This window comes from Hyunsoonleella ulvae (assembly GCF_016827605.1).
GTDB lineage: Bacteria > Bacteroidota > Bacteroidia > Flavobacteriales > Flavobacteriaceae > Jejuia > Jejuia ulvae.
Window position 1 is genome coordinate 1,182,426 of sequence record NZ_JAEPJQ010000001.1, and the last position, 26,121, is coordinate 1,208,546.

The following is a 26,121-nucleotide window of genomic DNA, read 5'->3' on the forward strand; positions in this document are numbered from 1 at the left end:
TATTATGAAAAAATTTAATTTAAAATATTACATCCCTTTTGCTTTACTAAGCGTATTGTGTGTTGTAATTTCAAGTTGCGATAGAGAAATATCGGAAGATTTTGAACTAGCTACTTTCCCTGTAACACCAGATATATTTACAGATGCTCCCATAGGATTAACTGATGAATTTTTTGAATCTTTTGATCCAGCTACAGGTGCAAATACAGAAGGATTTGGTACAGATGAAAACGAGGCCTATGAAGGTACTTCATCAATACGAATAGATGTGCCAAGTCCAACAGATCCCAATGGAGGATATATAGGAGGTATTTTTAGAGATCGCGGAGAAGGAAGAAATTTAACAGGATATGATGCTTTAACGTTTTGGGCTAAAGGCTCTATTACCACAACCATTGATAATGTAGGTTTTGGAACCGATTTTGGTTTAAATAGATATGCCGTTAACTTGTCAGATATTGAACTTTCAACTAAATGGAGAAAGTACATCATACCAATACCAGACCCATCAAAGTTAGTGCAAGAAAGAGGGATGTTTATCTTTTCTGCAGGAACGCAAAATACTAACGGCCAAGGTTACACTTTTTGGATTGATGAATTGCGTTTTGAAAAACTAGGAACCGTAGCGCAACCAAGACCTTCAATTCTTGGAGGTCAAGACCAAACGGCACAAGGCAATATTGGTATCATGCTCCCAATAACAGGTTTAGCACATACAATGAACTTGCCTACTGGGCAAGATGTAACCGTTGATGCCGCGCCAGCGTATTTTGATTTTGAAACATCAAACCCTTTTGTAGCCTCAGTTAACGAAAATGGAATTGTTTCCATAGATGGTTTAGGGGAATTAAATCCAGATACAGGATTGATAGAAAATACTGCAACCATAACAGCAAGTGTGGCAGGTGTTGAAGCTTCAGGCTCAATGACGATTGAAGCTGTTAACATTGAAGTTATATCTATTTTCAGTGACCTATACGCAAATATAGCTGTAGATAATTATAATGGTTTTTATACTCCAGATGGACAAACCACTTTAGGAGGTGCCATAAATGAAAACGGCAATAACATTATCGACTACACAGAGTTAAATTTTGTAGCCATAGAATTTTATGGTAGAGAAGGCAGTGGGGTACCTCCTGTAGATGCTACAGATATGACACATCTACATATAGATATTAGAGTGAATCAAGCCGTTGGAGCAGCAGATGCATTTACCATAGAACTATTTAACAATTTTGCTAGTGGAAGTCAAACCAGTGGCGGTTTTACAGTCTCAGGAAGTGATTTACAAAGCAATGAATGGGTACAATTTGATATACCCTTATCAAGTTTCACAGGACTTAGTACACGGGATGCTATTGGAGCCATTATCTTTTCATCTGGTTCCATCAGAAATGTGTCTTTAGATAATATATTTTTCTACGCTGAACAATAATAAAAAACCTTGTTTATAATGATACATAGAATTTTAAATAACAAAAAAAACATCACTCTAATTTGTAGTATGTCATGCATTGCTTTAGTTGTTTTAATTGCAGGTTGCAACCCAGACGAAACACAAACCGTAACCAACTTTAATACCATAGTATTACAAGAGGAGTTTGATGTTGATGGGGCACCAAATAGTGCAGTATGGACCTACGATATTGGAAGAGGAGATAATGGATGGGGAAACAACGAATTGCAATATTATACAGATAGGCCAGAGAATGTTGTAGTAGAAGACGGTATGCTTAAAATTACAGCCATAAAGGAAGACTTTGAAGGGGCAAGTTTTACCTCAGCAAGACTTTTAACAAAGGGGCTTTTTGAACAACAGTATGGTAGATTCGAGGCTCGAATGAAATTACCATTTGGTAAAGGGATGTGGCCTGCATTTTGGCTACTGGGGTCAAATATTGATGAAATAGGTTGGCCTTTTTGTGGCGAGATTGATATTATGGAAAATGCAGGGTCTAAACCTACAATTGTTAGTGGAGCTGTACATGGTCCTGGCTATTCAGGAGGAGACCCAATACTAAAAAAATATGAGTTTGAAAGCACTCGTGTTGACACAGAGTTCCATATCTATGGAATAGAATGGGGCCCACGATATATTAATTACTACGTTGACGATGTGTTGTATTTTCAAATAACACCAGAGAGTTTAGAGAAAGAAGATGTTCCAGAATTTAATTGGGTTTTTGATAATGGGCCGTTTTTCATGCTCATCAATTTGGCAGTAGGTGGAAATTTTGATGGAAACCCTACCGAAGACACAGTATTTCCTCAAACCATGTACATAGATTACGTAAGAGTGTACGCAGCAGAATAAATAGCTTTTGATAAAAAGGGCTAGCTTTTTAGAAATGGTAGTTAGCCCTTTAAAGTTTATACAGATTATTTTACAAACTATGACAGTTACAGAACCAAACAAAGTTTCAAACGAAACTCGGGATATAAAAGGAGAATTAATCACGTTTAATAACGAAACGTACTATAAGATTTCGAATAGTGATGAAATGCGTCCGTTTTTTATGAGTATTGTTAGCGACTCTAACCATTGGATGTTTATATCAAGCAATGGAGGGCTAACTGCGGGACGTAAAAATGCAGAATACGCTTTATTTCCTTACTATACTGACGACAAGATTACCGAAATGGCAGAAACTACAGGAAGTAAAGCCATTTTTCAGATAACTAAAAATGAAAAGAAATATTTATGGGAACCATTTTCCATTCGCCAAACAGGTATATACAAAACTCAAACAAACCTCTACAAAAATAGGTTTGGTAATAAAATAGTTTTCGAGGAGAACAATCTTGATTTGGAAATAACTTACAGGTATGAATGGAATTCCAGTAACAAATTTGGTTTCGTAAAAAAATCAGCCCTAATCAACACTTCTGATGTAGCTATTAACGTTTCCCTGTTGGATGGTTTACAAAATATCTTACCCGCAAGTGTTACTGCAGATTTGCAAAACAGCAGAAGTAACCTCGTTGATGCTTACAAAAAAAGTGAACTTCAAGAAGCGGTTGGTTTAGGTGTTTATGTTTTGAGTTCTGTTATCGTTGACAAGGCAGAACCAAGCGAAGCTTTAAAAGCCAATATTGTTTGGTCTACAGGTTTAGATAACCCAATACACCTAATGTCATCCTTACAACTAGATAACTTTAGGAAAGGAAAAACAGTATCCCAAGAGGTAGATATCAAAGCCGAAAAAGGAGCTTATTTTATACAGTCTAAAATCGAATTAACTGCAGGTACGTCAAAAGACTGGATGTTTATTGCCAATGTAAATCAATCAGTTTCAGATGTCATTCAAATTTCAGAAATCATTAAAAAAGAATCTGATTTAAAAGGGTTAATTCAAAACGATATCAATTTAGGAACCAAGAATCTTATTGATTTGACAGCGAGTTCTGATGGATTGCAACAAACAGACGATCCGTTGATAAATATGAGGCATTTCTCAAATACACTCTTCAACATTATGCGTGGAGGTATTTTTGATGATGGTTATACTATCGAAAAATCAGATTTCTTAAAATACATAGCTCATGCCAACAAAGATGTTTTCAAAGAAAAACAATCCGTTATAGATAGTCTAAATGGTACATTTCCGTTGCGCGAAATTTTAAACCTAGCAGAAAAAGATAGTAACAAAGATTTTCAGCGTTTGTGTTTTGAATACTTACCCTTAAAGTTTAGTAGAAGACACGGGGACCCTAGTAGACCATGGAACAAATTTTCCATTAATACAAGAAATGAAATGGATGGTTCTAAGGTATTGGATTATGAAGGAAATTGGCGAGATATTTTTCAAAACTGGGAAGCCTTAGCATACTCATATCCTGAGTATATAGAGGGCATGATTCATAAATTTTTAAATGCTACAACTTTTGAAGGCTATAACCCATACCGTGTAACAAAAGGAGGATTTGATTGGGAGGTAATTGAAGAACACGATCCTTGGTCTTACATAGGTTATTGGGGAGACCATCAAATTATATACCTATTAAAATTTCTAGAGTTTGCAGAAGATCACTATCCAAGGTTGTTAGAAAAACGTTTTAACCAAGATGTCTTTGTATATGCCAACGTACCCTACATCATAAAAAGTTATCAAGACACTTTAAAAAACTCAAAAGACACCATTGATTTCGATCATAAATTAGATCAAACCATTCACAAACGGAGAGATGTTTTGGGAGCTGACGGTGCTTTATTGTTAGATAAAGATTCAAATATTTACAGAGTTAACTTTATAGAGAAAATACTAACAACGGTACTTTCAAAAATTTCAAATTTTATACCAGAAGGCGGTATTTGGTTAAATACACAGCGTCCTGAGTGGAACGATGCTAATAATGCCCTAGTAGGTAATGGTGTATCTATGGTAACACTTTACTACATCTACAGATTTTTAAACTTTTTTGAAGGTATAGTTTTAAAGGCAGAGACTAAATCTGTAAAAGTTTCTGAAGAATTAAATCTTTTCTTTAATAGGGTAACTGAAACACTTCAAAATAATGCTAATATTTTATCAGGAACAATTTCTGACAAAGACCGTAAAACAGTACTTGATGGATTAGGTGGAGCAGGAAGTAACTACAGAGCAACAATTTACAAAAATGGCTTTGCAAACTCTAAAGTAGAATTGAGTTTAGCCGATATATCCAGTTTTATAGAAGTCACAAAAACTTATTTAGAACATAGCATAGATACCAATAAGCGCGATGATAATATGTATCATGCCTATAATTTGATGACCGTTGAAAATGACAACGAGATTTCTATTTCGCATCTATCTGAAATGTTGGAAGGGCAAGTAGCAGCATTAAGTGCTGGCTACCTCTCTCCTACCCAAGCACTTAATTTATTGGATGGATTAAAAGCTAGTGCACTGTTTAGGGATGACCAATACAGCTATATTTTATATCCAGACAAATCGTTGCCAAGATTTGATAAAAAGAACAATATACCAGCACATAAAGTTGCGCAATCGGCACTATTAAAACAGTTGGTAGCTGATGGTAACAGACAAGTAGTTGAGAGAGATGTTAATGGAGGTTACCATTTTAATGGCAATTTTAATAATGCCAATAGTTTAGAATCTGCCTTAAAGAGTCTAGATGAAAAATATCAACCGTTGGTTGAAAATGATAGAGAAGCACTACTACAAATCTTCGAAGATATTTTCGATCATAAATCATTTACAGGACGTTCCGGTACGTTTTTCGGTTACGAAGGGTTGGGGTCTATTTATTGGCATATGGTTTCTAAGTTATTACTAGCAGTTCAGGAAAACTGTTGGATGGCTATAAATAATGGAGAAGATGAAAAAATAATAGGACGATTACTAGATCATTATTACGAAATAAATGCAGGAATAGGTGTTCACAAATCGCCAGAGCTATATGGTGCATTTCCAACAGATCCGTATTCTCATACACCGGCAACAAAAGGAGCACAACAACCAGGAATGACTGGCCAAGTTAAAGAAGATATTTTGAGCAGATTTGGTGAGTTAGGTGTTTTTGTAGAGGAAGGTAAAATTACGTTTAACCCAAGGTTGTTACAACCCAAGGAGTTTTTAAAGTTACCATCCATATTCAGTTTTTCAAATGGCAAAGGCGAGCAACAAGCTATAGAAATGAAGCAGGATACATTAGGTTTTACCTATTGCCAAGTACCCGTTATTTACAAATTAGACAATAAAGAACAAATACAAGTACAGTTTAATAATAGTAGAGTGGTTGTTTTTGATAAACTACAATTAGACTGGGCAGCCTCTAAATCCATTTTTGAAAGAAAGGGAGAGGTAAACCAGATTATTGTCTCAATAAAAAAGTAGAAAACATATTGAAAGTAAGTAGACAAATAACAGCAGCCGATATTTTAGGAAACCCTAAGTATTTAGCGATATCCTATGGGGGTTATCGTCACAAAACTAGGGATATTCAGCCTACAATAACAGAACTTAAAGACGATATGAAACTATTGTTTGCCATGGGCATAAGAGTTCTAAGGACATATAATGTGCAATTGCAGCAGGTACCAAACTTGTTACGGGCCATAACCGAATTGAAAAAGGAGAATAGCACTTTTCAGATGTATGTCATGTTAGGTGCTTGGATAGATTGTGCCAATGCTTGGACAGATAAAACACCCAATCATGAGATAGAAAGTGAGCAAAATGAAGGAGAAATTAAGCGTGCAGTAGCTTTGGCACAACAATATCCTGACATTGTAAAAATTATTGCTGTAGGCAATGAAGCCATGGTACATTGGGCAACAAGCTACTTCGTGAGACCAAAAGTAATTTTAAAATGGGTAAACCATTTACAAGAATTAAAGCAAAAAGGCAGATTACCTAAGGATTTATGGATTACGAGTTCAGATGATTTTTCGTCTTGGGGCGGTGGCGACAAAGCTTATCATACAGAAGATTTGAATAATTTAATAAGAGCTGTAGATTATATTTCTATGCACACCTACCCTATGCATAACTCTCACTATAATCCCGTCTTTTGGTTAGTGCCGGAGGAAGAAATAGAGCTATCTGATAAGCAAAAGATAGAATCTGCAATGCAACGTGCTTTATCATTTTCTCAAAAACAATACGATGCTGTAGTAAGCTATATGCGGAATCTAGGGATTAATAAACCAGTACATATTGGAGAAACAGGTTGGGCTACTCTATCTAATGGGCATTATGGAATAAATGGTTCTAGAGCAACAGATGAATATAAATCAGGAAGATATTATGAGTTGATGCGGAAGTGGACTAATAGTGAAGAAATATCGTGTTTCTATTTTGAGGCTTTTGATGAGCCATGGAAAGACGCAGCAAATGCGCAAGGTTCTGAAAATCACTTTGGACTATTTACAGTAGACGGAAAAGCAAAATATGCTATATGGGATTTAGTAGATAAAGGAGTTTTTAAAGGTTTAACCAGAAATGGAAACACAATTGCTAAAACCTATAAAGGCAGAAAAGAAGATTTACTTAATGAAGTGCTTGTGCCACCACAAAAAGAAAAACTCACTTTAAATTACTGATTATGAGAAATATTGTGTTTGTACTTATGGTTTGTCTCATGTGTTCTTGTGGTAATGATAAAAGTAAAGATGCTAATCAGGACATGGAAAAGAAACAATTAACAGCTAAAGATATTTTAGGCAATAAAGATTACCTAGCCATGTCTTATGGCGGTTACAGATATCCTGATCATAGCATTGAGCCAACACTACAAGAGCTAAAAGAAGACATGTATCTCTTACATGCTTTAGGTGTTAGAATGATTAGAACCTATAAAGTACACAAACCACAAGCAGAAAATCTTTTAAAAGCCATTACCGAGATAAAACAAGACAACCCAAATTTTGAAATGTACGTCATGTTAGGCGCTTGGATTGATTGTAAAAACGCATGGACGGATAAAGCACCAATACATAATGAAGAAAGTGAAGCCAATAAACCGCAAATGGAAAAAGCCGTAGCATTGGCAAATCAATATCCAGACATTGTAAAAGTGATTGCTGTAGGAAACGAGGCTATGGTAAAATGGGCTGCATCATACTATGTAGAACCTTGGGTAATTCTTAAATGGGTTAATTATCTACAAGGTTTAAAGAAAAACGGAGCCTTATCCAAAGACCTATGGATAACTAGCTCAGATAATTTTGCGTCTTGGGGAGGTGGTGGTAAAGAGTACCATGTAGAGGATTTAAACAAGTTGATAAAAGCAGTAGATTTTTTATCAGTACACACCTACCCTATGCACGATACACATTACCAGCCAGAATTTTGGTTAAATCAAGAAGGTTTGGAAGACAAAACTGATATAGAAAAAATAGAAATATCTATGCTAAGAGCCAAATCCTATGCTATGATGCAAACTGATAATGTAAAGAAGTATATGGAAAGCATTGGCGTAAATAAGCCTATTCATATTGGAGAAACAGGTTGGGCGAGTTTTTCATCAGGACATTATGGTACCACGGGCTCAAAGGCTTGTGACGAATATAAAGAAGCCTTGTACTATAAGCATATGAGAGATTGGACTAATGAAGCAGGAATGTCGTGTTTTTATTTTGAAGGTTTTGATGAGCCTTGGAAAGGCGGCGATAACCCTGGAAATTCTGAAAAGCATTTTGGGTTATTCACTGTAGATGGGAAAGCAAAATATGTGCTTTGGGATGCCGTAGACAAAGGCACATTTAAAGGATTAACCAGAAATGGAAATACCATAACTAAGACATATCAAGGCAATAAAGAGGCCTTAATGAAAGACGTAGAAGTGCCTCCCACCGCAGAAGAATGGTATGCTAATCAACATTAGCAAAAGCAGGCACGAATAAAATATTAATGAAAGGAATAAAATACATAGCGATATACTTAACAGCTCTTATCATGGTAAGTTGTAACACTAAGAAAAAAGCACTAGTAGTTGAGGTTTATGAGACCTCAGAGGCAGGCAATAAACTGTCTAGGCTTACAGAGTTTGTAAAAGCAGATATTGAAGTAAGTATTCAGCTAAAGCCTGAACAAACCCTTCAAACCATAACAGGATTTGGAGGCGCATTTACAGAGTCGTCAGCATACCTTCTAAATCAAATAAGCAAAGCAAATCGTAAGAAGATTATTGAAGCATATTTTGGTAAAGCAGGTGCAAATTACTCTTTAACACGAACCCATATGAATTCCTGTGATTTTTCTTTGAGGCAATATTCTTATTCACCAGTTGAAGGCGATAAAAGTCTTAAGCATTTTACCATTGAAGAAGATAAAGATGATTTAATACCATTTATAAAAGATGCTATGGCAGCATCAACAGATGGATTTAAAATTTTTGGTTCTCCTTGGACAGCGGCACCTTGGATGAAAAACAATAACAAATGGGTAGGAGGAAAACTACTTCCTGAATATTATGATACTTGGGCATTATTTTTTTCAAAATATGTAGATGCCTACAAAGCTGAAGGTATTGACATTTGGGGTTTTACGGTAGAAAATGAACCGTTGGGAAATGGTAATAACTGGGAAAGTATGCACTATACACCCGATGAGATGACCAATTTTGTGCAGAACCATTTAGGCCCTAAACTAGAAGCCAACGGTAAGGGGCATTTAAAAATATTAGGATATGATCAAAACAGGGAGCATTTAAAAGAATGGATAGATTCTCAATTTAAAAATAGCGACACGTCTAAGTATGTTTGATGGAACTGCCATTCATTGGTACGCTAGTACTTTTGAAGTTTTTCCAGAAGAACTACAATACGCTCACGATAAGGCACCAGAAAAACTTTTAATTCAATCTGAAGCATGTGTAGATGCAGAAGTTCCTGTGTGGAAAGACGATGTATGGTATTGGAAAAAAGAAGCAACAGATTGGGGCTGGGATTGGGCTCCAGAAAAAGATAAACACTTACACCCTAAATATGCGCCAGTAACTCGTTACGCCAGAGATATTATTGGTTGTTTAAATAATTGGGTAAATGGATGGGTAGACTGGAATATGGTATTAGATACCAATGGTGGACCAAATTGGTTTAAAAACTGGTGTATTGCTCCAGTAATTGTTAACCCTGAAATTGATGAAGTGTACTTCACTCCTATTTACCATACCATGGCACATTTCAGTAAATATATCAGGCCGGGAGCTAAAGTTATCGATTTAAAAAACTCTGATAATGAATTAATGGCTACCGCAGCAAAAAACATAGATGGCTCAATAGCTGTTGTGCTTTTCAATGAATTTAAAACCCCAAAAACGATCAAACTACACTTAAATAAAAACCATGTGGAATTTTCAATAGATGCGCAAGCCATACAAACTATTGTCATTCCAAGTACTAACTAAAAAAATAGAATTATGTCAAAAGTTAAAACCGCAGCAAAAGATAAAGTGCCATTGGGGCAGAAAGCAGCCTTTGGAGCAGGCCATTTTGTGCTTAATTTATTGCCAGGAGCATTAGGTTTTTTTATGTTCTTTTTACTTACCGCATTTGGAATGGATCCACTTTATGCAGGTATTCTGGGAGCATTACCAAGACTTTTTGACGCGTTATCAGACCCTATTATGGGCTTTATATCTGATAACACAAAATCGAAATGGGGACGACGAAGACCCTACATTTTTATTGGTGCTATTTTAAGTGGTATATTATTTGCCATGTCATGGCAAATGTCTCCAGAAAATTCTCAAATGTATAATTTCTGGTATTTTCTCATACTCTCTATATTGTTTTTAGCCGGTAATACAATGTACGCAACACCTTTAGTTGGATTAGGCTACGAAATGACATCAGACTATAATGAGCGTACTAGATTAATGGCGTTTTCTAATACCATGGGACAAATAGCGTGGATGATTGTACCATGGTTCTGGGTAATTATTGCAGACCCACAAGTATACGAAACACAAGCTATAGGCGTGAGACATTTGTCTATTATCGTTGGTTGTGCCTGTATTGTTTTAGGGGTTTTGCCTGCAATTTTTTGTAGAGGGATAGATTCTGCAAATATGGAAAACAGAAAAGAAATAAGCTTTAAGTCTTTAGCATCAAACCTTAAAGAATTATGGCAAGGCATTTTGCAAGTATCAAAAAACAAACCATTTATGAAACTTTGTGGTGCAACATTTTTAGTATTTAATGGGTTTCAAATGGTAGCTGCATTTAGTGTATATATTATTGTGTTTTACATGTACAATGGTAGTTATGCTGCTGCGGGAACTTGGCCTGCATGGTTTTCAACAATTACAGCACTAATTACAGCATTTGCAGTAATTCCTATAATATCAGCAATGGCGAATAAATGGGGAAAACGTAAGGCATTCATCATTTCTACTGTCATTTCAATTGTTGGTTATATTTTAAAATGGTGGGGTTTTGACAATGGTTTAAATGAAGCATTCAACAAAACTGGTTTTGGTCAGTCATTAAATACAGGTGTTGCATCATTATTTGATAGTATAAACCCATTTTTAGAAAGCGTAGGGATGTCTTGGTTTAGTATAGATACAAGTCAAGGCTCACCTTGGTTAATTTTTATGCCTATCCCTTTTATAGCTTTTGGATTAGGTGGATTATTTACTTTAATGATGAGCATGACGGCTGATGTTTGCGATTTAGACGAACTAAAAAATGGTATGCCGCGTAAAGAAGGAACTTTTGGTGCCATCTACTGGTGGATGGTTAAAATTGGCCAGTCAATTGCTTTGTTTTTAGGAGGCTTGGTTTTAAAGTTAGTTGGTTTTATATCTGATGCTGAAACCCAATCTGCTGAAACGATGTATAGTCTTAGAATAGCAGATATTATAATACCTTCATTAACAGCTGCAATAGCAATATGGGTAATGTGGAAATACAGTTTAACCGAAAAACGAGCAAGAGAGATTAAAGAGGTATTAATAGAAAGAAGAGGCGAATTATAAAATTACAAAACTATGTCATCATACAGATCAGATAGAATCATGTCGTTATCAGGACTTGATCTAGATAACAAGACACCCAAAGGATTACAAAACATTTTCAAGAGAGTATTAAAATCAAGAATGCATGGTATAGGATTTAGTCCTTATGAAGAAGGTCAAGAACCAGGAGATCAGCTTTCAGAAAAACAAATTAGAAGACGATTAAAGGTAATAAAGCCTTACTCTAAGTGGGTAAGATCTTTTTCTTGTACAGAAGGTAACGAACTTATACCTCGAATTGCTAAAGAAATGGGCATGAAAACCATGGTAGGTGCTTGGTTAGGTAATGATATGAGCATCAATAACAAAGAAATTGAAGGCCTTAAACAATTAGCAACCGAAGGCGTTGTAGACATAGCTGCCGTAGGAAATGAAGTAATGTATAGAGGCGATTTAACCGAAGAGGAATTATTAAAGTTTATTTACGATGTAAAAACTGAAATAACTGACATTCCTGTGGGTTATGTGGATGCATATTATGAGTTTACTCTAAGACCTCGTATTACAGAAGCCTGTGATATTATTTTGGCAAATTGTTATCCCTATTGGGAAGGTTGTAGTATTGAATATTCTTTAATCTACATGAAGGATATGTATAACAAGGCAGTTAAAGCAGGCAATGGCAAAAAGGTTATAATTTCCGAAACAGGATGGCCTAGCGAAGGTGAAGGCTTAAACGGAGCATTCCCATCAAAAGAAAACGCCATGAAGTATTTTATTAATACACAGTTATGGGCTCAAGAAGAAGGCATAGATGTCTTTTACTTTTCTTCATTTGATGAGTCTTGGAAGGTTGGCGCAGAAGGCGATGTTGGTGCCTATTGGGGGATTTGGGACAAGAATGAGAAACCCAAGTTTTACTCCAACACCTTTGCATTAATACAAAAAAAATAACTAGGAATTGATCGCTCAAAAAGGTACTTATCTACATTTTACCAATACATTAAAAGCGTATAACTAATATGGTTTTGTAATTAGCTTTAAATCAGAACAATATAAGCCTTAAAAACACCACAACATTACCACAACATTACAGATAAGAGTTAAAATTAAGCTTCTTTTTTGTTTGAAGTAAAACCTCTTAAGATCCCTCTGTAGACAAGGGTTTTTTGAAATATCCTCAATTAAATATAATTTTTTTTGAAATGTATGTTTTTTGTAGGGGTTCATTTTGTCAATATATCAACAATCCAGACTTAAATTTGAAAGACAACAATTAAACTAATTCGATTAATATTAATTTAAAATTACTTATGATGAAAAAAATTACTTTTTTACTTTCTTTTTTACTGGTTTCATTTGGATATTCCCAAAGCTTACCAATAGATTTTGATGATGCCCTCGATGCAAATTTTGTAGGCGGAGGCGGCTCTGCTTTTAGTGTTATAGATAACAGTGGAGATATGGTTGGTCAGATAGTTGGCGGAACGGATCAATTCAATAGTAGAATAGATTTAGCGTTAGACACTTATATTGACATGACAACTTCAAATAAAACGTTTACGTTTGATTTCTACACTTCAGAAGCAGTTGTAATGACAGGTTTATTTCAACTAGGCGCTAAACAACCAGGTGGAGTTGATACATTTCCAATCGAAATGCAATTTACTACAGATGGCAATATTGGTTGGCAAACAATTACATTAGACTTTAATGGCGCTACAAACGGTTTTCCAAATCAGGGTGCTGCAGTAGAATACGGGCAGTATGCTCAAATTTCAGTTTTCACGAACTTTGGTGATACTGGTACATCAACTTACTGGGTAGATGATATTGCAGGTGCTGCAAATGGCATGGCTGTTCCTCAAACACCTGAGCCAACTGATGCCCCTCCTACTCCTCCAGCCCGATCTGCGGCGAATGTTATCTCTTTATACGGTGATGCATATGGTACTGCGCTTGGTTTAAACAATGTGCCTTGGGATGATCCAACTTCATTTACAGAAGAAGAAGTTGCTGGAAATAATGTTTTGAAGCTAAGTTTAGGAACATTTATGGGTTCAAGTTTAGGTTCGGTAGCTGATGCTAGTGGAATGACTCACTTTCATATGGATTTTTGGGTTGCAGATGATTTTTTAGGAGGACAAGTTTTTAATCCTAAATTATCTAATCACGCAGCTGGAGCAGGAGAAACAAATGCAATATCATCAACAATTGCACTTCCTGGAGATGGTACCCAGAACCAAACATGGGTTTCTTATGATGTAGAAATTGAGACAATGATGGTAGACGAAGATGGAGATAATAATAATGCTCCTTATGAACGAGCAAACATCACTGAGTTTTTAATCACTACAGCTGGTCTTATTGGAACGGCATACTTAGATAATGTTTATCTTCATAACAATACAGTACTAAGCACAGATGATTTCTCTAAATCATCTTTTAAAGCCTACCCTAACCCAACACAAGATATTTGGACTGTGAAAGGACAAAACACTCAAATAGAAACTATAAGGGTGTATGATGTGCTAGGAAAGCAAGTATTAGCATTAATACCAAACAGTAGTGAAGCTATAATAAGTAGCTCTGGCTTAAAGTCAGGCATTTATTTTGCTCAAATAGAAACACTATCTGGAATAGATAATATTAGGTTGATTAAGCAATAATTACCAAGTTTAGTTGATTAAAGGTGCTTTTATTTTAAAGCACCTTTTTTTGTTTATGCATTTATTTCTTTACTTTGTTTAAAGAATAATCTTTAGATGTTTGACGACATAATTGCAGCAATTCCCTTTGGTATAATTCTAGCCTTTACAATAGGTCCAGTATTTTTCGTACTCCTTGAAACAAGTGCAACTAAAGGCTTTAAAAGTGCTTTGATTTTTGATTTAGGCGTAATTTTAGCTGATATTTTGTTCATTATTGTTGCCTTTTTTAGTACAAACAAGCTATTGGATAAAATAAAAGACGATCCTAATTTTTTAATTTTTGGAGGCGTGCTTTTAGTGGCTTATGGATTAATATCTTTTTTAAAAACCTCTAAGTCCTTCCGCGAAATTGTTAGAGAATATCATAAGGTAGAAATAAAAAAGGGCTATGGTAAATTATTCCTTAAAGGGTTTCTTCTAAACTTTATTAATATTGGAGTTTTGTTAGGTTGGGTTGCCTTTATTGTTTTAGGGAATACATTAACACAAACTAATGATGGTGTAATTGTTTTCCTTTCAACGATACTTGTGGTTTATTTTTTAGTAGACCTCTTAAAAATAGCTGCAGCAAAACAGCTTAAGAGTAAGCTAACACCTAGACTCATATTTAAAACCAAAAAAGTTATTGCATTAGTGATTCTTGGTTTTGGAATGCTATTGTTAGTACAGGGCTTTTTTCCAAAGGAAAAAGAAATCATTAAAGAACAACTAGAAAAAATGAATCCAATAAAAGAAAGGTTTTCTAATTAAGTTCAAGCGCTCAAAACTTCAAATTCTCAAGATTAAATATCATGAAAAATGAAAAGCTTCCAGAAAAAATCTGAAAGCTTTACTTGGAGGCGTCGAGCGGAATCGAACCGCTGTAGCAGGTTTTGCAGACCTGTGCCTAAGCCACTCGGCCACGACGCCTTGTTATATAGTAGGAAACTATGATATATGTTTGATGAACTTCTTAAAGTTTCACTTCCACGGGGAGGGAAGTTAACGCTGCAAATGTAAAAAAATTTGTGACTTTTGCTTACAAAAAATCACTTTTTACGTTTATCCGTCATTTTTATCGTTACACTTTCAACATCCCCGCCTATAGGTGGATTTAGTTTACTTATGCAAACCGTGGCTTTTTGTACCAAAGCATCATTTTTAAAAATTTTATCTAAAATGCGTTTGGCTACTGTCTCTAAAAGTTTAGAAGGAATACTCATTTCTTCTTTTATCACTTTGTTTAAAAACACATAATCAACAGTATCATCAAGATTATCGGTTTTAGCAGACTTTTGTAAATCAGCTTTCACTTTTACATCAACCCTATAATCACTACCAATTTTTGTTTCTTCTTTTAAACAACCATGATAAGAGAATACCCTTATATTTTCAACTTTAATTATGCCCATTTAGTTGGTAAATAAATCAAAAATATTGCTCAAAGCACTTGTTTTGGTTTTGTAAAACTCAGTGTATGTGCAGTTCGAGCAAGTTATTGATGTAAACTTTTTGTTCTGTACGTCAAAAATTTTAGACAAAGTACCACCTGTAGCTCGCATTTCGCTTACTTGGTAAGTAGTATTTGAACATTTAGGGCAAACATAGTTTATATTTTTCATTTTTTAAGATTTAAAGTTCATGTATCCTAATAAGTAAGTGTACCGCATTTAAATTTTGTTACGCTTAGTTCGGTGTAAATAGATCAAAATAGTATGAATTTGTGTAATTTTGAAGCTTATTTGGTTGAAACACGAAGAAGTATGTCTGAAGAAAGAAGATCACTCAATTTTATAGAGCAAATTATAGAAGAAGATTTGGCAAATGGAATGGCAAAGGAAGATTTGCGTTTTAGATTTCCACCAGAGCCAAATGGTTACCTACATATAGGTCATACCAAAGCTATTGGTATTAGTTTTGGCTTGGGCGAATATTACAATGCACCTGTAAACCTTAGGTTTGACGATACAAATCCTGCTAAAGAAGAACAAGAGTATGTAGACGCAATAAAACGCGATATTGCTTGGTTAGGATATCAATGGGATAAGGTTTTATTTTCTTCAGATTATTTTCAGCAGTTGTACGATTGGGCTATTATGATGATTAAAGAGGGTAAAGCCTATGTAGACTCTCAATCAAGCGAAGCTATGGCAGAACAAAAAGGGACACCTACAGAACCTGGAGTTGATAGCCCATATAGAAATAGAACAGTTAAAGAAAATCTAGAACTGTTTGACCGTATGAAAAATGGCGCGTTTAATGAAGGCGAGCATATTTTACGCGCTAAAATTGATATGCTACATACAAATATGTTGATGCGCGACCCTATTATGTATCGTGTAGTAAAAAAAGAGCACCATAGAACGGGAAATGATTGGTGTATTTACCCAATGTACGACTGGACCCATGGAGAGAGTGATTATATAGAACAAATTTCTCATTCATTATGCTCTTTAGAATTTAAGCCCCATAGAGAGCTTTACGATTGGTTTTTAGATCAAGTAGTAGACCCTAATAAATTAAGGCCAAAACAGCGTGAATTTGCACGTTTAAACTTGAGCTACACCATTATGAGTAAACGTAAATTGCTTAAATTGGTAGAAGATGGTATAGTAAGAGGATGGGACGACCCAAGAATGCCAACAATTTCTGGTTTAAGGCGAAGAGGTTATACGCCCAATGCATTACGAAAATTTGTAGAAACCGTTGGAGTAGCTAAGCGAGACAACGTTATTGACGTATCGCTTTTAGAGTTTTGTATTCGTGAGGATTTAAATAAAACTGCGCCACGTGTTATGGCGGTTTTAAATCCTGTAAAGCTAGTAATTACAAATTATCCAGAAGATAAAGTAGAATGGTTGGAAGCTGAAAACAATCAAGAAGATGAAAGCGCAGGTTACAGAAAAGTACCATTTTCAAGAGAGCTATACATTGAGAGAGAAGATTTTAAAGAAGAAGCGAGCAATAAATTTTTTAGATTGAAATTGGGAGGCGAAGTGCGCTTAAAAAACGCTTACATCATAAAAGCAGAACATGTTGTTAAAGATGCAAATGGCGAGATTACAGAGATCCATTGCACCTATTCAGAAGACACTGCCAAAAAAGTAAAAGGGACCCTGCATTGGGTTTCAATCGCCCATGCGATAAAAGCAGAGGTTAGAGAATACGATAGATTGTTTATGGACGAAGCGCCAGATAGCTATCAAGACAAAGATTTTATGGAATTTTTAAATCCTAATTCCTTAAAAACTATTCAGGCTTATGTAGAACCAAGTTTAAAAGAAGCGCAGGTAGGAGACAGATACCAATTCCAAAGATTAGGATATTTTAATGTGGACGATGATGCTTCAACAGAGCGTTTGGTATTCAATAAAACAGTGGGTTTACGTGATACTTGGGCAAAGAAGAAACCTTCACAAAACAACAATCAAAGCCAAAAACAAAACCCTAGTCAACCAAAAAGAAAAGCAATAGACGTTATAAAGCAGTTAGGCAAAAAATACACCAATTTATCAGAAGAGAAACGTTTAAAAGTACGTTCTGAAATCTTAGAGTTAGCCAAAAATGTGTCTTATGACGAAATAGAACCGTTATTTAATACGGCGGTTAAAAAGGCGGGTACTAGAATAGCAGTTACTTTAGTTTTAAATGTGATGCTTAATAATGGTTTTGAGGGCAATCAAGCTGTAGAAGATTTTCTATCAAAAGCAAAGGAGGATAAAAACGATTTACTGGTAGCAGAAGCCATGTTAGTATAACATTTTAGTATCGTGAATACGTTAAAATAAGTGTTCCATTTATTTTTTAGTTATATTTAAGTACTAACTATAAAATTTTTTTAAGTCATGGAATTTAATTTTATCGCAATTTTGGTTGCAGCCTTAGTACCGATGATTCTTGGTTTTTTATGGTACGGACCCATGTTATTTCAAAATGCTTGGATGAAAGCATCAGGGATGACAGAAGAGAAAATACAATCTGGTAATATGCCAGTTATTTTTGGTGTTTCTCTACTATTAGCCATAATTCTTGCGTTTTTCACTCAGTTTTTAGTTATTCATGAAATGGGGGTTTACGGTATGACAGAGGGGCAATTAGAAGGAGAAACCGCTCAAGCTTTTTTAGCAGAATGGGCTGGAAAATATAGAAGCTTTGGTCATGGAGCAATACATGGAGCTATGGCAGGTGTAATGTTCGTTTTTCCACTTTTAGCGATTATCAATCTATTTGAACGCAAACCTTTTAAACTTACACTAATTAATGCAGGGTATTGGGTTGTTGTATTGGCAATTATGGGGTCAATTATATCTGGATGGGTATAATTTTGTAAACTTTTAATATTTTTAGAGACTGAGAATTGTAATTTTCAGTCTTTTCTTTTTTGTATTGATACATTATCAAATTTATAGAAACATAAAAGATATCCCTAAGGAATGGGATGTTTTAACGGTTGATAATCTTCTTTTGCAGTCAGCCTATTTACAAGCCTTAGCAGAAGCTTCCCCAAACAATATTAAGTGTTTTTACATTGGAGTTTTTAAAGATAAGAGGCTTGTTGGCGTTGCTCTTATTCAACGTGTACAACTCTACCTAAAAGATATGTTTAGAGATACAAAAGTATCCTGTATTAAAACGTTATTGAAGGATGTTATATCCAAAGTCCTTAAAGGGAACATTTTGGTAGTAGGCAATTTAACCCATACAGGCCAACATGCACTTTATTTTGATACTGAAGCTATTTCAATTACTGAATTTTATACCGAAGTTTTTAAAGGAGTTTCTGAAATAGAAGCCATAATAAAATCTGAAACTAACAAAACGATAAGGCTAATTTTAGTAAAAGATTTTTTTACAGATGATGTGCTCGCAGACAGTATTTTTTTCAAACAAAACAAGTTACATAAAGCAACTGTACAACCCAATATGATCATGGATATTAGGGAGGATTGGTGTGCTAATGGCGACTATGTATCCTGTATGAATAAAAAATACCGCAGGCGCTATAAACGTGCTAAAAAGAAGTTAAATAGTATAGTTTGCAGAGAATTAGATTTACAAACCATTAAGGATAACTCAAAAATACTACACAGCCTATATTTAAATGTCTCAAACAATGCAACGTTTAATACTTTTATTTTGCCAGATAACCATTTTTATCAATACAAGCTTCAGCTGAAAGAAAACTTTAAAGTGTTTGGATATTATCTAAAAGATGAGCTAGTGGGTTTTTTTACTTTAATATTAAACAACAAACAATTAGAAACCTATTTTTTGGGTTATAATACGCAACACCAGTATCCCAATCAGCTATATTTAAATATGCTTTACGATATGGCAAAGTTTGGTATTGAAGCTGATTTTAACGCGATTGTTTTTGCAAGAACAGCTATGGAAATTAAAAGTTCGGTTGGTGCAAAACCAAGACCAATGGTTATGTATATGAAGCACACCAATGGTTTTTTAAATGGTATTTTAAAACAAGTATTTAAATTTATGAATCCCACTAAAGATTGGGAAGAGAGACATCCATTTAGTTAAAAGATAAATTAGTAAATAAGGTTTCTTAGGATTTTTCGACTTAAGATTGAAATACCACGTCATCATGAAAAAATTAGCTTTTCTTCTTTTAGTCATTCCATATTTGGGTCTTGGACAAAATATGAATAACGAAAAACTACAAGATATTTACACCTCTGTAAGCGACTCTATTAATGGCAACCTTGGAGGTTGGCAGTTTTTTGTTAAAGAAGTGCCAATGATATCAATAACGGATACCAACCATAATAGAATGCGAATTATCTCGCCAATAGCAGACTCAAACAGTTTAAATGAAGACTTGATAAAAGCCGCATTGGTAGCTAACTTTCATACGGCATTAGATGTAAAATATGCGGTGTCTGATGGGGTGTTATGGTCAGTTTTCATACACCCATTAAAGGAATTGTCAGAACATCAAGTTAAGGATGCGGTAAGTCAAGTGTATCATGCCAATATCAACTTTGGCACTACATTTTCAAGTACATCTTTATCATTTCCGGGGAACCTAAATAAAGAAGTGGAGGAGGAGCCTAAGGAAGAAGAAATAAAGTTTAAAAAGTCCTAAAAAATGTCATTCAGAGACAGCTAAGGCAGCACATCTCTCTGAATGACAATCTAGCGTTGAAAAAGTATTTTATTCTTTTGTTTAAAACTATGGATTTCAAATCCATAGTGGTTTATTTATCCTTAGGAGGGTTCTTTTTAGCATTTTTCATAGCCTCACCAATGGCGTTACTTGCCGTAAAGCTAGCAACCATATCGTTTAGCATATTACTTCCTGCCTGTGGTGCATTTGGTAATAAAATTAGGTTACTATTGGTTTCCTCGCCTAAGGACTGCAGGGTGTCATAATGTTGTGTTACTACAATTAATGCTGATGCTTCCTGGCTGTTAATGCCAACACGATTTAGTACCTCTACAGACTCTTCTAAACCACGTGCAATCTCTCTACGCTGGTCTGCAATACCTTGCCCTTGTAAACGCTTACTTTCAGCTTCCGCTTTAGCCTTTTCAACTATTAAAATACGTTGTGCATCTCCTTCAAATTGTGCAGCTATTTTTTCACGTTCAGAAGCATTAATGCGGTTCATAGCTGATTTTACCTGTGCATCAGGATCAATATCTGTAACTAATGTTTTTATAATATCATAACCGTATTCACTCATGTATTCCTGTAGCTCGCGTTTTACAGCAATGGCGATATCGTCTTTTTTAACAAATACATCATCCAACTTCATTTTGGGTACTTCGGCACGTACAACATCAAATACAAAAGAGGTAATTTGATCGTGAGGATATTCCAACTTATAAAAGGCATCATATACTTTTTCACGAATCACTAAATATTGTACAGATACTTTAAGTTTTACAAATACATCATCGAGTGTTTTAGTTTCCACAATAACATCCAATTGTTGTATTTTTAAGCTTAATCTTCCAGCAACCCTGTCTACCAAAGGAATTTTCATTTGTAATCCTGATTGGCGAATACTTTGATATTTACCAAAACGTTCAATTATAGCAGCGGTTTGCTGTTTTACGATAAAAAAAGATGAGATTAAAATAATTAACCCCAAAACGAGAAAAGGGATGTAAATGAAGTTCATATTCGTGTTTTTTAATGGTTAAAAAAATAGGATTACTAATTTACGTTATATTTGGGCAACAAACCCTAAATACATGAAAATTAATAAACGTATACTATTAGTAGTATTTTTGCTAAGTTTTGTTACACTTTTAAATGCGCAAAAAGGAAGATACCCTATAACCAATGGCTTTTCTGTTTTTGGAGGAATTACAAAGTTTGATATTACTACCAACAATTTTGTGACGTCTCAAGGGGACGGTTTTCTAGGAGGTTTAAGTGCTACTGTAGATATTCCTTTGCGTTGGTATAACATTAGTTTTGGTATGCAATTATCAGAAAATAATATTGATATCCTAGGACGACCAAGTTTGGTAAGTACCGAAAATGAATTTATAAACTATAAAATGTTTGCTGCGCAGGTAGCAATGCTGCTTCATATTAAAGCCATTAAAAACCATTTTACAATTGATGTTGGCCCTATGTTGCAGTACAATGGAAAATTGGAGTTTAAAAATAAAGATCAAGAAGGGTATTTTATAAATAACTACACCAATTTAACTGCTGAAGACATTACCAACATATCCCAGTTTAATCTTAATGGTGTAGTTGGAGCATCGTTAGGGATTAAAAACTTTAAGTTAAAAGCACAATATATCTATGGCTTTACCAATATTTTAAATAAGTTGGAAAATGAAGGTTTAGATACCACAGGAGGCGATGCACGTTTTAAAGGCAATCAAAATATGTTGGTTCTAGGAGCTATGGTGTCGTTTTAATGCCCAGTATCCGTATAAACTTATTTTTGCAGTTGTTTAATAATAGCATCTAATTGCTCTACTTTTTTTAGTGTTGTATTGATCTCCTTAGATTTTACAGTATTGCCTCGAGCAGTATAACCGATATAGTTTAGCCACCCTTCTGAACGTATTTTTCTGCGGTTACTAACTGTTATAAATAATGAATCTGTTTTTAGATGCTTAATTTCTGATGTTGCTTCATTAATTTGAATTTTTGGGTATAGATCAGAGAGGATCTTTTTAGCCATGTAAAAATGACCAAAAGGATTGGGGTGTACACCATCTGGAATAAATGTACTATCGGCTTTTTGAGTTTTAATAGCAATAAGTTGATGACTTAAATACGTGTTAAGATCAATAATGTTAATACCATCTATAGTTTGTAACCAATTGGAATAATCAAACAACACATTACCATAATTGTAGTAGGGGTGTTGATAAGATTGTGCCTCGCCATCAAAAGAAATATTTGCCTTTACAGGATCAGGGTCAAAAGGTGTGGGTGTTAGTATAATAAGTGTAGCATTGGCAGCTTTTACTTTTTTTATGAGCTTGGTAATACCATTTTTGTAGTTATTAAAACGTGTAACATCCTTCTCAGAATAAATACCATCATTCATCCCGTAACACGAAATTACAAGGTCTGGTTTAATAAGTTGTAATGCCTTATCTAGACGTGAATGTATGCATGGCCATGGATAAGGGGCATTAGGCTCAGAGTCGCCAGAAATAGTTTCTCCTGATAGTCCAATACTGGTAATATCCAACGTTTCCTTTGGATAGCTTTTTCTAAGGTAATATTCTAAAAAATCAACATATGTACCATTTTGGGTAATGCTGTTCCCCAATATTAGGACTTTTTTATTGTGTAGGGGAAGGTTGGGTTTTTGTTTTTCCTTTGAACATGAAAAAGTTGTAATAATAATTAAAGCTAAAAGAAGTTTTTGGAATAATTTCATGCTTCATTGTTTTTAATTACAATCTTCGTTATAGAACTCAACAATATCATAAATATCCCACTTTTTGAACTCTTTCTTCTGAATTTTTTCTATCAGTAAAGGGCAGTCTTCAAAAATTATAATGTCTTTCTTTTTTAATCTATTACCTATGGCAAGTAGTTGTTCTTTTACCTTAATGTAGTATACAGTAGATGAACTAGCACCAATGGAAAAGCCATTAGAATCTACACGACCTGGATTGTAAACAAAATTACTATATAGAGATATTTTGCCTTCAAGAATTAATTTAAAAAGTTCTGGTTTGCGCGTTTCTTTCTTTTTTTCATATCTATATTGCCAGCCTTTTACATCGTAACCTAATATTGTCTTATAGTCATATTCCAACGGTTCAGAGTTTTCTGAGGTTTTAAACTTAATACCTCCAAACGTTTTGACCTTTATTAATCCTTTTGAGACAGAATCATTTTTTAAATAGATTTTACCCTCTGAATATTGAGCGTGTAGAACAGAAAAAGAGAATATGCACAATAGTATTGTTAGGCTTTTCATCTTGCAATGAATTTAATATTTATGGAATATTGAGTTTTTAAAATACTAATATTGCAATATACATTATTAATTTTCTAAAGTGAATGAATTTTAGGTTTAGAAAAGCTACATTACAAGATGAAATTGCTTTAAATGAATTAATTCAGAAATCTGCTAAAGCAATCAACAAATTCTTTTATACCAAACAGGAGATTGAAGCAGCTTTGGGTTCTGCCTGGGTTGTTGATAAACAGCTGATCTTAGACAATACTTATTGGATTGTAGAGAACGATGCTGGATTAGCGATTGGTTGTGGTGGTTGGAGCAAACGTAAATTATTATTTGGTAAGAATGATGCTATTCATGTATCTGATAATACACTTAACCCTGAGAAAGATTCAGCTAGAATTAGAGCGTTTTTTGTGCATCCAGATTATACAAGACAAGGTATTGGCGCATTACTTTTAGAAAAAAGTGAAGCCGAGGCTGCGGCTGCAGGTTTTAGCTCTTTAGAGCTTGTAGCAACACTTAGTGGCGAAAAACTTTACACCTCTAGAGGTTATATTTTGAAAAGGAAATACGAAGTTAATTTAGGGGATGGTATTACAAATAAGGTGGTATCCATGACCAAAATGCTAAAATTCTAATTGTATAAAGCTTGGTAAACGTCTGAGGCATTTGCAACAATTATTAATATAAAAAGCCCTAAAACAGTAAGATTAACTATTAGCCCTATTATTTTCTTCACTTTATTTTGATCTTTAAAACCTTTTAAGAATCCTACGAGAGCTAATATTCCAATGCCAAAGGTAAGGACACCTATACACAAAGAAATAAAAGTATAATATGCATAGTTTAGAAGCTGGGTTAGTATGACTAAAACAATGATTAACCCCAAAACAATCATTCCATATTTAAAGCCTTTGTTTGAATCTTGCAATATTACTTTAACCATAGTTAAATCTCAAATAAGTAAATAATTACGAAACAGCAATAACTTTGTTTACTCTGTTCAAAGTTTCATTTTTCCCAATCATAAACATAATATCAAAAACATCAGGGCCTTGTAATGCACCTACTAATGCTAAACGTAGCGGCATCATTACTTTCCCAAAACCTATTTCGTTATCAGTAATCCAACCTTTAATACTGGTTTGAAGGTTTTCTACAGTGAAATCTTCAATGGTATTTATAATAGAAACAACCTCTTTTAAAATGTCTTTTGTGCCCTCTTTAAAGGCTTTTTTAGCTGCTTTTTCATCGTAAGTAGTAGGAGCAGAGAAGAAAAAATGACTCAAGCCCCATAAGTCTGAAATAAATGTGGCACGCTCTTTTACCAATGCAACTACCATTTCTATATAGTTTACATCAATATCGGACAATTCTGGTTGTACCGTTTTAAAACCTTTGGCCAAACTTAAATTGTCTTGTTCTTGCATATAATGATGATTAAACCATTTAGTTTTATCAGGATCAAACCTCGCACCAGATTTATTTACGCGTTCTAAATTAAAAGCAGTTATCAGCTCCTCTAGGCTAAAAATTTCTTGTTCGGTTCCTGGATTCCAACCTAAAAAGGCAAGGAAATTTACCATGGCTTCTGGGAAATAGCCATCTTCCTTATAACCTCTAGAAACATCACCAGTATTTGGGTCTGTCCATTCTAAGGGAAATACAGGAAAACCTAATTTATCGCCATCACGCTTGCTTAATTTTCCTTTGCCAGTTGGTTTTAAAATTAACGGTAAGTGCGCAAATTCAGGAATTTTCCAACCAAATGCAGTGTATAATTGGTGGTGTAGCGCTAAACTAGGTAACCACTCCTCTCCACGAATAACATGGGAGATTTCCATTAAGTGATCGTCAACAATATTAGCTAGATGATAGGTAGGCATACCATCACTTTTAAACAGTACTTTATCATCTAGAATGTTGGTGTCTATTTTTATATCGCCACGAATTATGTCTTTTAAAAGCAAGGTTTCGTCTTGTGGCGATTTAAAGCGAATCACATAATCTTCGCCAGCTTCTAATTTTGCTTTTACGGTTTCTTCAGAAAGCGATAAGGCATTGCTTAGCTTTAATCGGTTATGCCAATTGTAGATAAACGTTTTGCCTTTTGCTTCATGATCTTTTCTATGAAAATCCAGTTCTTCGGCAGTATCAAAAGCATAATAGGCATTTCCAGATGCTATGAGTTCTTCAGCATATTTTTTATATGTTTCCTTACGTTCGCTTTGTCTATATGGGCCATATTTTCCTGGGTTAACAGGACTTTCATCGGCTGGTATACCACACCAATTTAGCGCATTTATTATGTATTGTTCAGCACCTTCAACATACCTGTTTTGGTCCGTATCTTCAATACGTAAAATAAACGAACCGTTGTGTTTTTTGGCAAACAAATAGTTGAATAATGCAGTACGAACACCACCTATATGCAGTGGCCCTGTAGGGCTGGGTGCAAAACGCACACGAACGTTTTTGGTCATTTTTTTTGTGTTTTAAAACTGAGGCAAAGATAGAGTAGTGGGGTATAAAGACAAAGTGTAGCGGAAAGAACTTTAGCTGATGAAAAAGGATTCTGTTTCTGCAAATATGTTGGCAGA

General features: G+C 34.7%; 22 protein-coding genes, 1 tRNA gene and 1 pseudogene. 16 read left to right on the forward strand and 8 right to left on the reverse strand.

Features of this window, described 5'->3' with window-relative positions; genetic code table 11:
* Nucleotides 1-4: 4 nt before the first annotated feature.
* The 10 genes and pseudogenes from JS605_RS05270 (at nucleotide 5) to JS605_RS05315 (ending at nucleotide 14,873) form a co-directional block, all read left to right on the forward strand.
* Nucleotides 5-1,438: a carbohydrate-binding protein gene (locus tag JS605_RS05270; protein WP_203256605.1), complete on the forward strand. Its 1,434-nt coding sequence runs from the start codon at nucleotides 5-7 to the stop codon at nucleotides 1,436-1,438.
* A gap of 18 nt (nucleotides 1,439-1,456) precedes the next feature.
* Nucleotides 1,457-2,317 carry a glycoside hydrolase family 16 protein gene (locus tag JS605_RS05275; RefSeq protein ID WP_203256606.1) on the forward strand — a complete coding sequence of 287 codons (861 nt, stop codon included), beginning with the start codon at nucleotides 1,457-1,459 and terminating at the stop codon, nucleotides 2,315-2,317.
* Between the two features lie 79 nt (nucleotides 2,318-2,396).
* Nucleotides 2,397-5,843, forward strand: coding sequence for a hypothetical protein (locus tag JS605_RS05280; protein WP_203256607.1), 3,447 nt, complete (start codon nucleotides 2,397-2,399; stop codon nucleotides 5,841-5,843).
* 5 nt (nucleotides 5,844-5,848) lie between these two features.
* On the forward strand, nucleotides 5,849-7,051 hold the full coding sequence (locus JS605_RS05285; protein WP_203256747.1) for a glycosyl hydrolase family 17 protein: 1,203 nt from the start codon (nucleotides 5,849-5,851) through the stop codon (nucleotides 7,049-7,051).
* Between the two features lie 2 nt (nucleotides 7,052-7,053).
* Nucleotides 7,054-8,334: a glycosyl hydrolase family 17 protein gene (locus JS605_RS05290; RefSeq protein ID WP_203256608.1), complete on the forward strand. Its 1,281-nt coding sequence runs from the start codon at nucleotides 7,054-7,056 to the stop codon at nucleotides 8,332-8,334.
* 26 nt (nucleotides 8,335-8,360) lie between these two features.
* Nucleotides 8,361-9,858: pseudogene (locus tag JS605_RS05295) on the forward strand (glycoside hydrolase family 30 protein).
* Between the two features lie 12 nt (nucleotides 9,859-9,870).
* Entirely contained in the window at nucleotides 9,871-11,433 is a 1,563-nt protein-coding gene (locus tag JS605_RS05300) for an MFS transporter (RefSeq protein ID WP_203256609.1), read from the forward strand.
* Nucleotides 11,434-11,445: 12 nt separating this feature from the next.
* Nucleotides 11,446-12,366: a glycoside hydrolase family 17 protein gene (locus JS605_RS05305; RefSeq protein ID WP_203256610.1), complete on the forward strand. Its 921-nt coding sequence runs from the start codon at nucleotides 11,446-11,448 to the stop codon at nucleotides 12,364-12,366.
* Between the two features lie 359 nt (nucleotides 12,367-12,725).
* Complete coding sequence (locus JS605_RS05310) at nucleotides 12,726-14,081, forward strand: T9SS type A sorting domain-containing protein (protein WP_203256611.1); 1,356 nt, start codon at nucleotides 12,726-12,728, stop codon at nucleotides 14,079-14,081.
* A gap of 96 nt (nucleotides 14,082-14,177) precedes the next feature.
* The gene (locus tag JS605_RS05315; protein WP_203256612.1) at nucleotides 14,178-14,873 is read left to right on the forward strand and encodes a LysE family translocator; all 696 of its coding nucleotides are present in this window, start codon (nucleotides 14,178-14,180) and stop codon (nucleotides 14,871-14,873) included.
* An 84-nt stretch (nucleotides 14,874-14,957) separates the two neighbouring features.
* Here JS605_RS05315 and JS605_RS05320 read toward each other — a convergent pair.
* The 3 genes from JS605_RS05320 to JS605_RS05330 form a co-directional block, all read right to left on the reverse strand.
* Nucleotides 14,958-15,032, reverse strand: a tRNA-Cys gene (locus JS605_RS05320).
* A 119-nt stretch (nucleotides 15,033-15,151) separates the two neighbouring features.
* On the reverse strand, nucleotides 15,152-15,514 hold the full coding sequence (gene folB, locus JS605_RS05325) for a dihydroneopterin aldolase (protein ID WP_203256613.1): 363 nt from the start codon (nucleotides 15,512-15,514) through the stop codon (nucleotides 15,152-15,154).
* The gene (locus JS605_RS05330) at nucleotides 15,515-15,724 is read right to left on the reverse strand and encodes a zinc ribbon domain-containing protein (RefSeq protein WP_203256614.1); all 210 of its coding nucleotides are present in this window, start codon (nucleotides 15,722-15,724) and stop codon (nucleotides 15,515-15,517) included.
* Nucleotides 15,725-15,865: 141 nt separating this feature from the next.
* Between JS605_RS05330 and JS605_RS05335 the strand changes: the two genes are divergently transcribed.
* From JS605_RS05335 to JS605_RS05350, 4 genes are all read left to right on the forward strand, one after another.
* Nucleotides 15,866-17,860, forward strand: coding sequence for a glutamine--tRNA ligase/YqeY domain fusion protein (locus tag JS605_RS05335; protein ID WP_203256748.1), 1,995 nt, complete (start codon nucleotides 15,866-15,868; stop codon nucleotides 17,858-17,860).
* 87 nt (nucleotides 17,861-17,947) lie between these two features.
* Entirely contained in the window at nucleotides 17,948-18,424 is a 477-nt protein-coding gene (locus JS605_RS05340; protein WP_203256615.1) for a DUF1761 domain-containing protein, read from the forward strand.
* Nucleotides 18,425-18,488: 64 nt separating this feature from the next.
* On the forward strand, nucleotides 18,489-19,640 hold the full coding sequence (locus JS605_RS05345) for a GNAT family N-acetyltransferase (RefSeq protein WP_203256616.1): 1,152 nt from the start codon (nucleotides 18,489-18,491) through the stop codon (nucleotides 19,638-19,640).
* Between the two features lie 64 nt (nucleotides 19,641-19,704).
* Nucleotides 19,705-20,205, forward strand: coding sequence for a hypothetical protein (locus tag JS605_RS05350; protein WP_239000256.1), 501 nt, complete (start codon nucleotides 19,705-19,707; stop codon nucleotides 20,203-20,205).
* A 112-nt stretch (nucleotides 20,206-20,317) separates the two neighbouring features.
* Here the strand turns inward: JS605_RS05350 and JS605_RS05355 are convergent, their stop codons facing one another.
* A complete protein-coding gene (locus JS605_RS05355) occupies nucleotides 20,318-21,247 on the reverse strand; it encodes an SPFH domain-containing protein (RefSeq protein WP_203256617.1) in 930 nt (309 codons plus the stop codon).
* A 73-nt stretch (nucleotides 21,248-21,320) separates the two neighbouring features.
* Between JS605_RS05355 and JS605_RS05360 the strand changes: the two genes are divergently transcribed.
* Nucleotides 21,321-22,004 (forward strand): hypothetical protein, encoded by a 684-nt coding sequence (locus JS605_RS05360; RefSeq protein ID WP_203256618.1) that lies wholly within the window; start codon nucleotides 21,321-21,323, stop codon nucleotides 22,002-22,004.
* A gap of 20 nt (nucleotides 22,005-22,024) precedes the next feature.
* On the opposite strand, the gene JS605_RS05365 is transcribed toward JS605_RS05360, so the two are convergent.
* Together JS605_RS05365 and JS605_RS05370 are read right to left on the reverse strand one after the other, a co-directional pair.
* Nucleotides 22,025-22,984, reverse strand: a complete 960-nt coding sequence (locus JS605_RS05365; RefSeq protein WP_203256619.1) for an SGNH/GDSL hydrolase family protein — start codon at nucleotides 22,982-22,984, stop codon at nucleotides 22,025-22,027.
* A 12-nt stretch (nucleotides 22,985-22,996) separates the two neighbouring features.
* Nucleotides 22,997-23,533, reverse strand: coding sequence for a hypothetical protein (locus JS605_RS05370; RefSeq protein WP_203256620.1), 537 nt, complete (start codon nucleotides 23,531-23,533; stop codon nucleotides 22,997-22,999).
* Nucleotides 23,534-23,616: 83 nt separating this feature from the next.
* Between JS605_RS05370 and JS605_RS05375 the strand changes: the two genes are divergently transcribed.
* Entirely contained in the window at nucleotides 23,617-24,159 is a 543-nt protein-coding gene (locus JS605_RS05375) for a GNAT family N-acetyltransferase (RefSeq protein WP_203256621.1), read from the forward strand.
* On the opposite strand, the gene JS605_RS05380 is transcribed toward JS605_RS05375, so the two are convergent.
* Both JS605_RS05380 and gltX read right to left on the reverse strand, forming a co-directional pair.
* Nucleotides 24,156-24,467: a hypothetical protein gene (locus tag JS605_RS05380; RefSeq protein ID WP_203256622.1), complete on the reverse strand. Its 312-nt coding sequence runs from the start codon at nucleotides 24,465-24,467 to the stop codon at nucleotides 24,156-24,158. The genes JS605_RS05375 and JS605_RS05380 overlap by 4 nt on opposite strands.
* 25 nt (nucleotides 24,468-24,492) lie before the next feature.
* Nucleotides 24,493-26,004: a glutamate--tRNA ligase gene (gltX, locus tag JS605_RS05385; protein WP_203256623.1), complete on the reverse strand. Its 1,512-nt coding sequence runs from the start codon at nucleotides 26,002-26,004 to the stop codon at nucleotides 24,493-24,495.
* Nucleotides 26,005-26,121: the final 117 nt, after the last annotated feature.

What these genes read in the sequence shown, in the direction of transcription:
- JS605_RS05270 (WP_203256605.1), top strand. Translation starts at nt 5, where the DNA reads ATGAAAAAATTTAATTTAAAATATTACATCCCTTTTGCTTTACTAAGC.
- JS605_RS05275 (WP_203256606.1), top strand. Translation starts at nt 1,457, where the DNA reads ATGATACATAGAATTTTAAATAACAAAAAAAACATCACTCTAATTTGT.
- JS605_RS05280 (WP_203256607.1), top strand. Translation starts at nt 2,397, where the DNA reads ATGACAGTTACAGAACCAAACAAAGTTTCAAACGAAACTCGGGATATA.
- JS605_RS05290 (WP_203256608.1), top strand. Translation starts at nt 7,054, where the DNA reads ATGAGAAATATTGTGTTTGTACTTATGGTTTGTCTCATGTGTTCTTGT.
- JS605_RS05300 (WP_203256609.1), top strand. Translation starts at nt 9,871, where the DNA reads ATGTCAAAAGTTAAAACCGCAGCAAAAGATAAAGTGCCATTGGGGCAG.
- JS605_RS05305 (WP_203256610.1), top strand. Translation starts at nt 11,446, where the DNA reads ATGTCATCATACAGATCAGATAGAATCATGTCGTTATCAGGACTTGAT.
- JS605_RS05310 (WP_203256611.1), top strand. Translation starts at nt 12,726, where the DNA reads ATGATGAAAAAAATTACTTTTTTACTTTCTTTTTTACTGGTTTCATTT.
- JS605_RS05315 (WP_203256612.1), top strand. Translation starts at nt 14,178, where the DNA reads ATGTTTGACGACATAATTGCAGCAATTCCCTTTGGTATAATTCTAGCC.
- folB (WP_203256613.1), bottom strand. Translation starts at nt 15,514, where the DNA reads ATGGGCATAATTAAAGTTGAAAATATAAGGGTATTCTCTTATCATGGT.
- JS605_RS05330 (WP_203256614.1), bottom strand. Translation starts at nt 15,724, where the DNA reads ATGAAAAATATAAACTATGTTTGCCCTAAATGTTCAAATACTACTTAC.
- JS605_RS05335 (WP_203256748.1), top strand. Translation starts at nt 15,866, where the DNA reads ATGTCTGAAGAAAGAAGATCACTCAATTTTATAGAGCAAATTATAGAA.
- JS605_RS05340 (WP_203256615.1), top strand. Translation starts at nt 17,948, where the DNA reads ATGGAATTTAATTTTATCGCAATTTTGGTTGCAGCCTTAGTACCGATG.
- JS605_RS05350 (WP_239000256.1), top strand. Translation starts at nt 19,705, where the DNA reads ATGAAAAAATTAGCTTTTCTTCTTTTAGTCATTCCATATTTGGGTCTT.
- JS605_RS05355 (WP_203256617.1), bottom strand. Translation starts at nt 21,247, where the DNA reads ATGAACTTCATTTACATCCCTTTTCTCGTTTTGGGGTTAATTATTTTA.
- JS605_RS05360 (WP_203256618.1), top strand. Translation starts at nt 21,321, where the DNA reads ATGAAAATTAATAAACGTATACTATTAGTAGTATTTTTGCTAAGTTTT.
- JS605_RS05365 (WP_203256619.1), bottom strand. Translation starts at nt 22,984, where the DNA reads ATGAAATTATTCCAAAAACTTCTTTTAGCTTTAATTATTATTACAACT.
- JS605_RS05370 (WP_203256620.1), bottom strand. Translation starts at nt 23,533, where the DNA reads ATGAAAAGCCTAACAATACTATTGTGCATATTCTCTTTTTCTGTTCTA.
- JS605_RS05375 (WP_203256621.1), top strand. Translation starts at nt 23,617, where the DNA reads ATGAATTTTAGGTTTAGAAAAGCTACATTACAAGATGAAATTGCTTTA.
- JS605_RS05380 (WP_203256622.1), bottom strand. Translation starts at nt 24,467, where the DNA reads ATGGTTAAAGTAATATTGCAAGATTCAAACAAAGGCTTTAAATATGGA.
- gltX (WP_203256623.1), bottom strand. Translation starts at nt 26,004, where the DNA reads ATGACCAAAAACGTTCGTGTGCGTTTTGCACCCAGCCCTACAGGGCCA.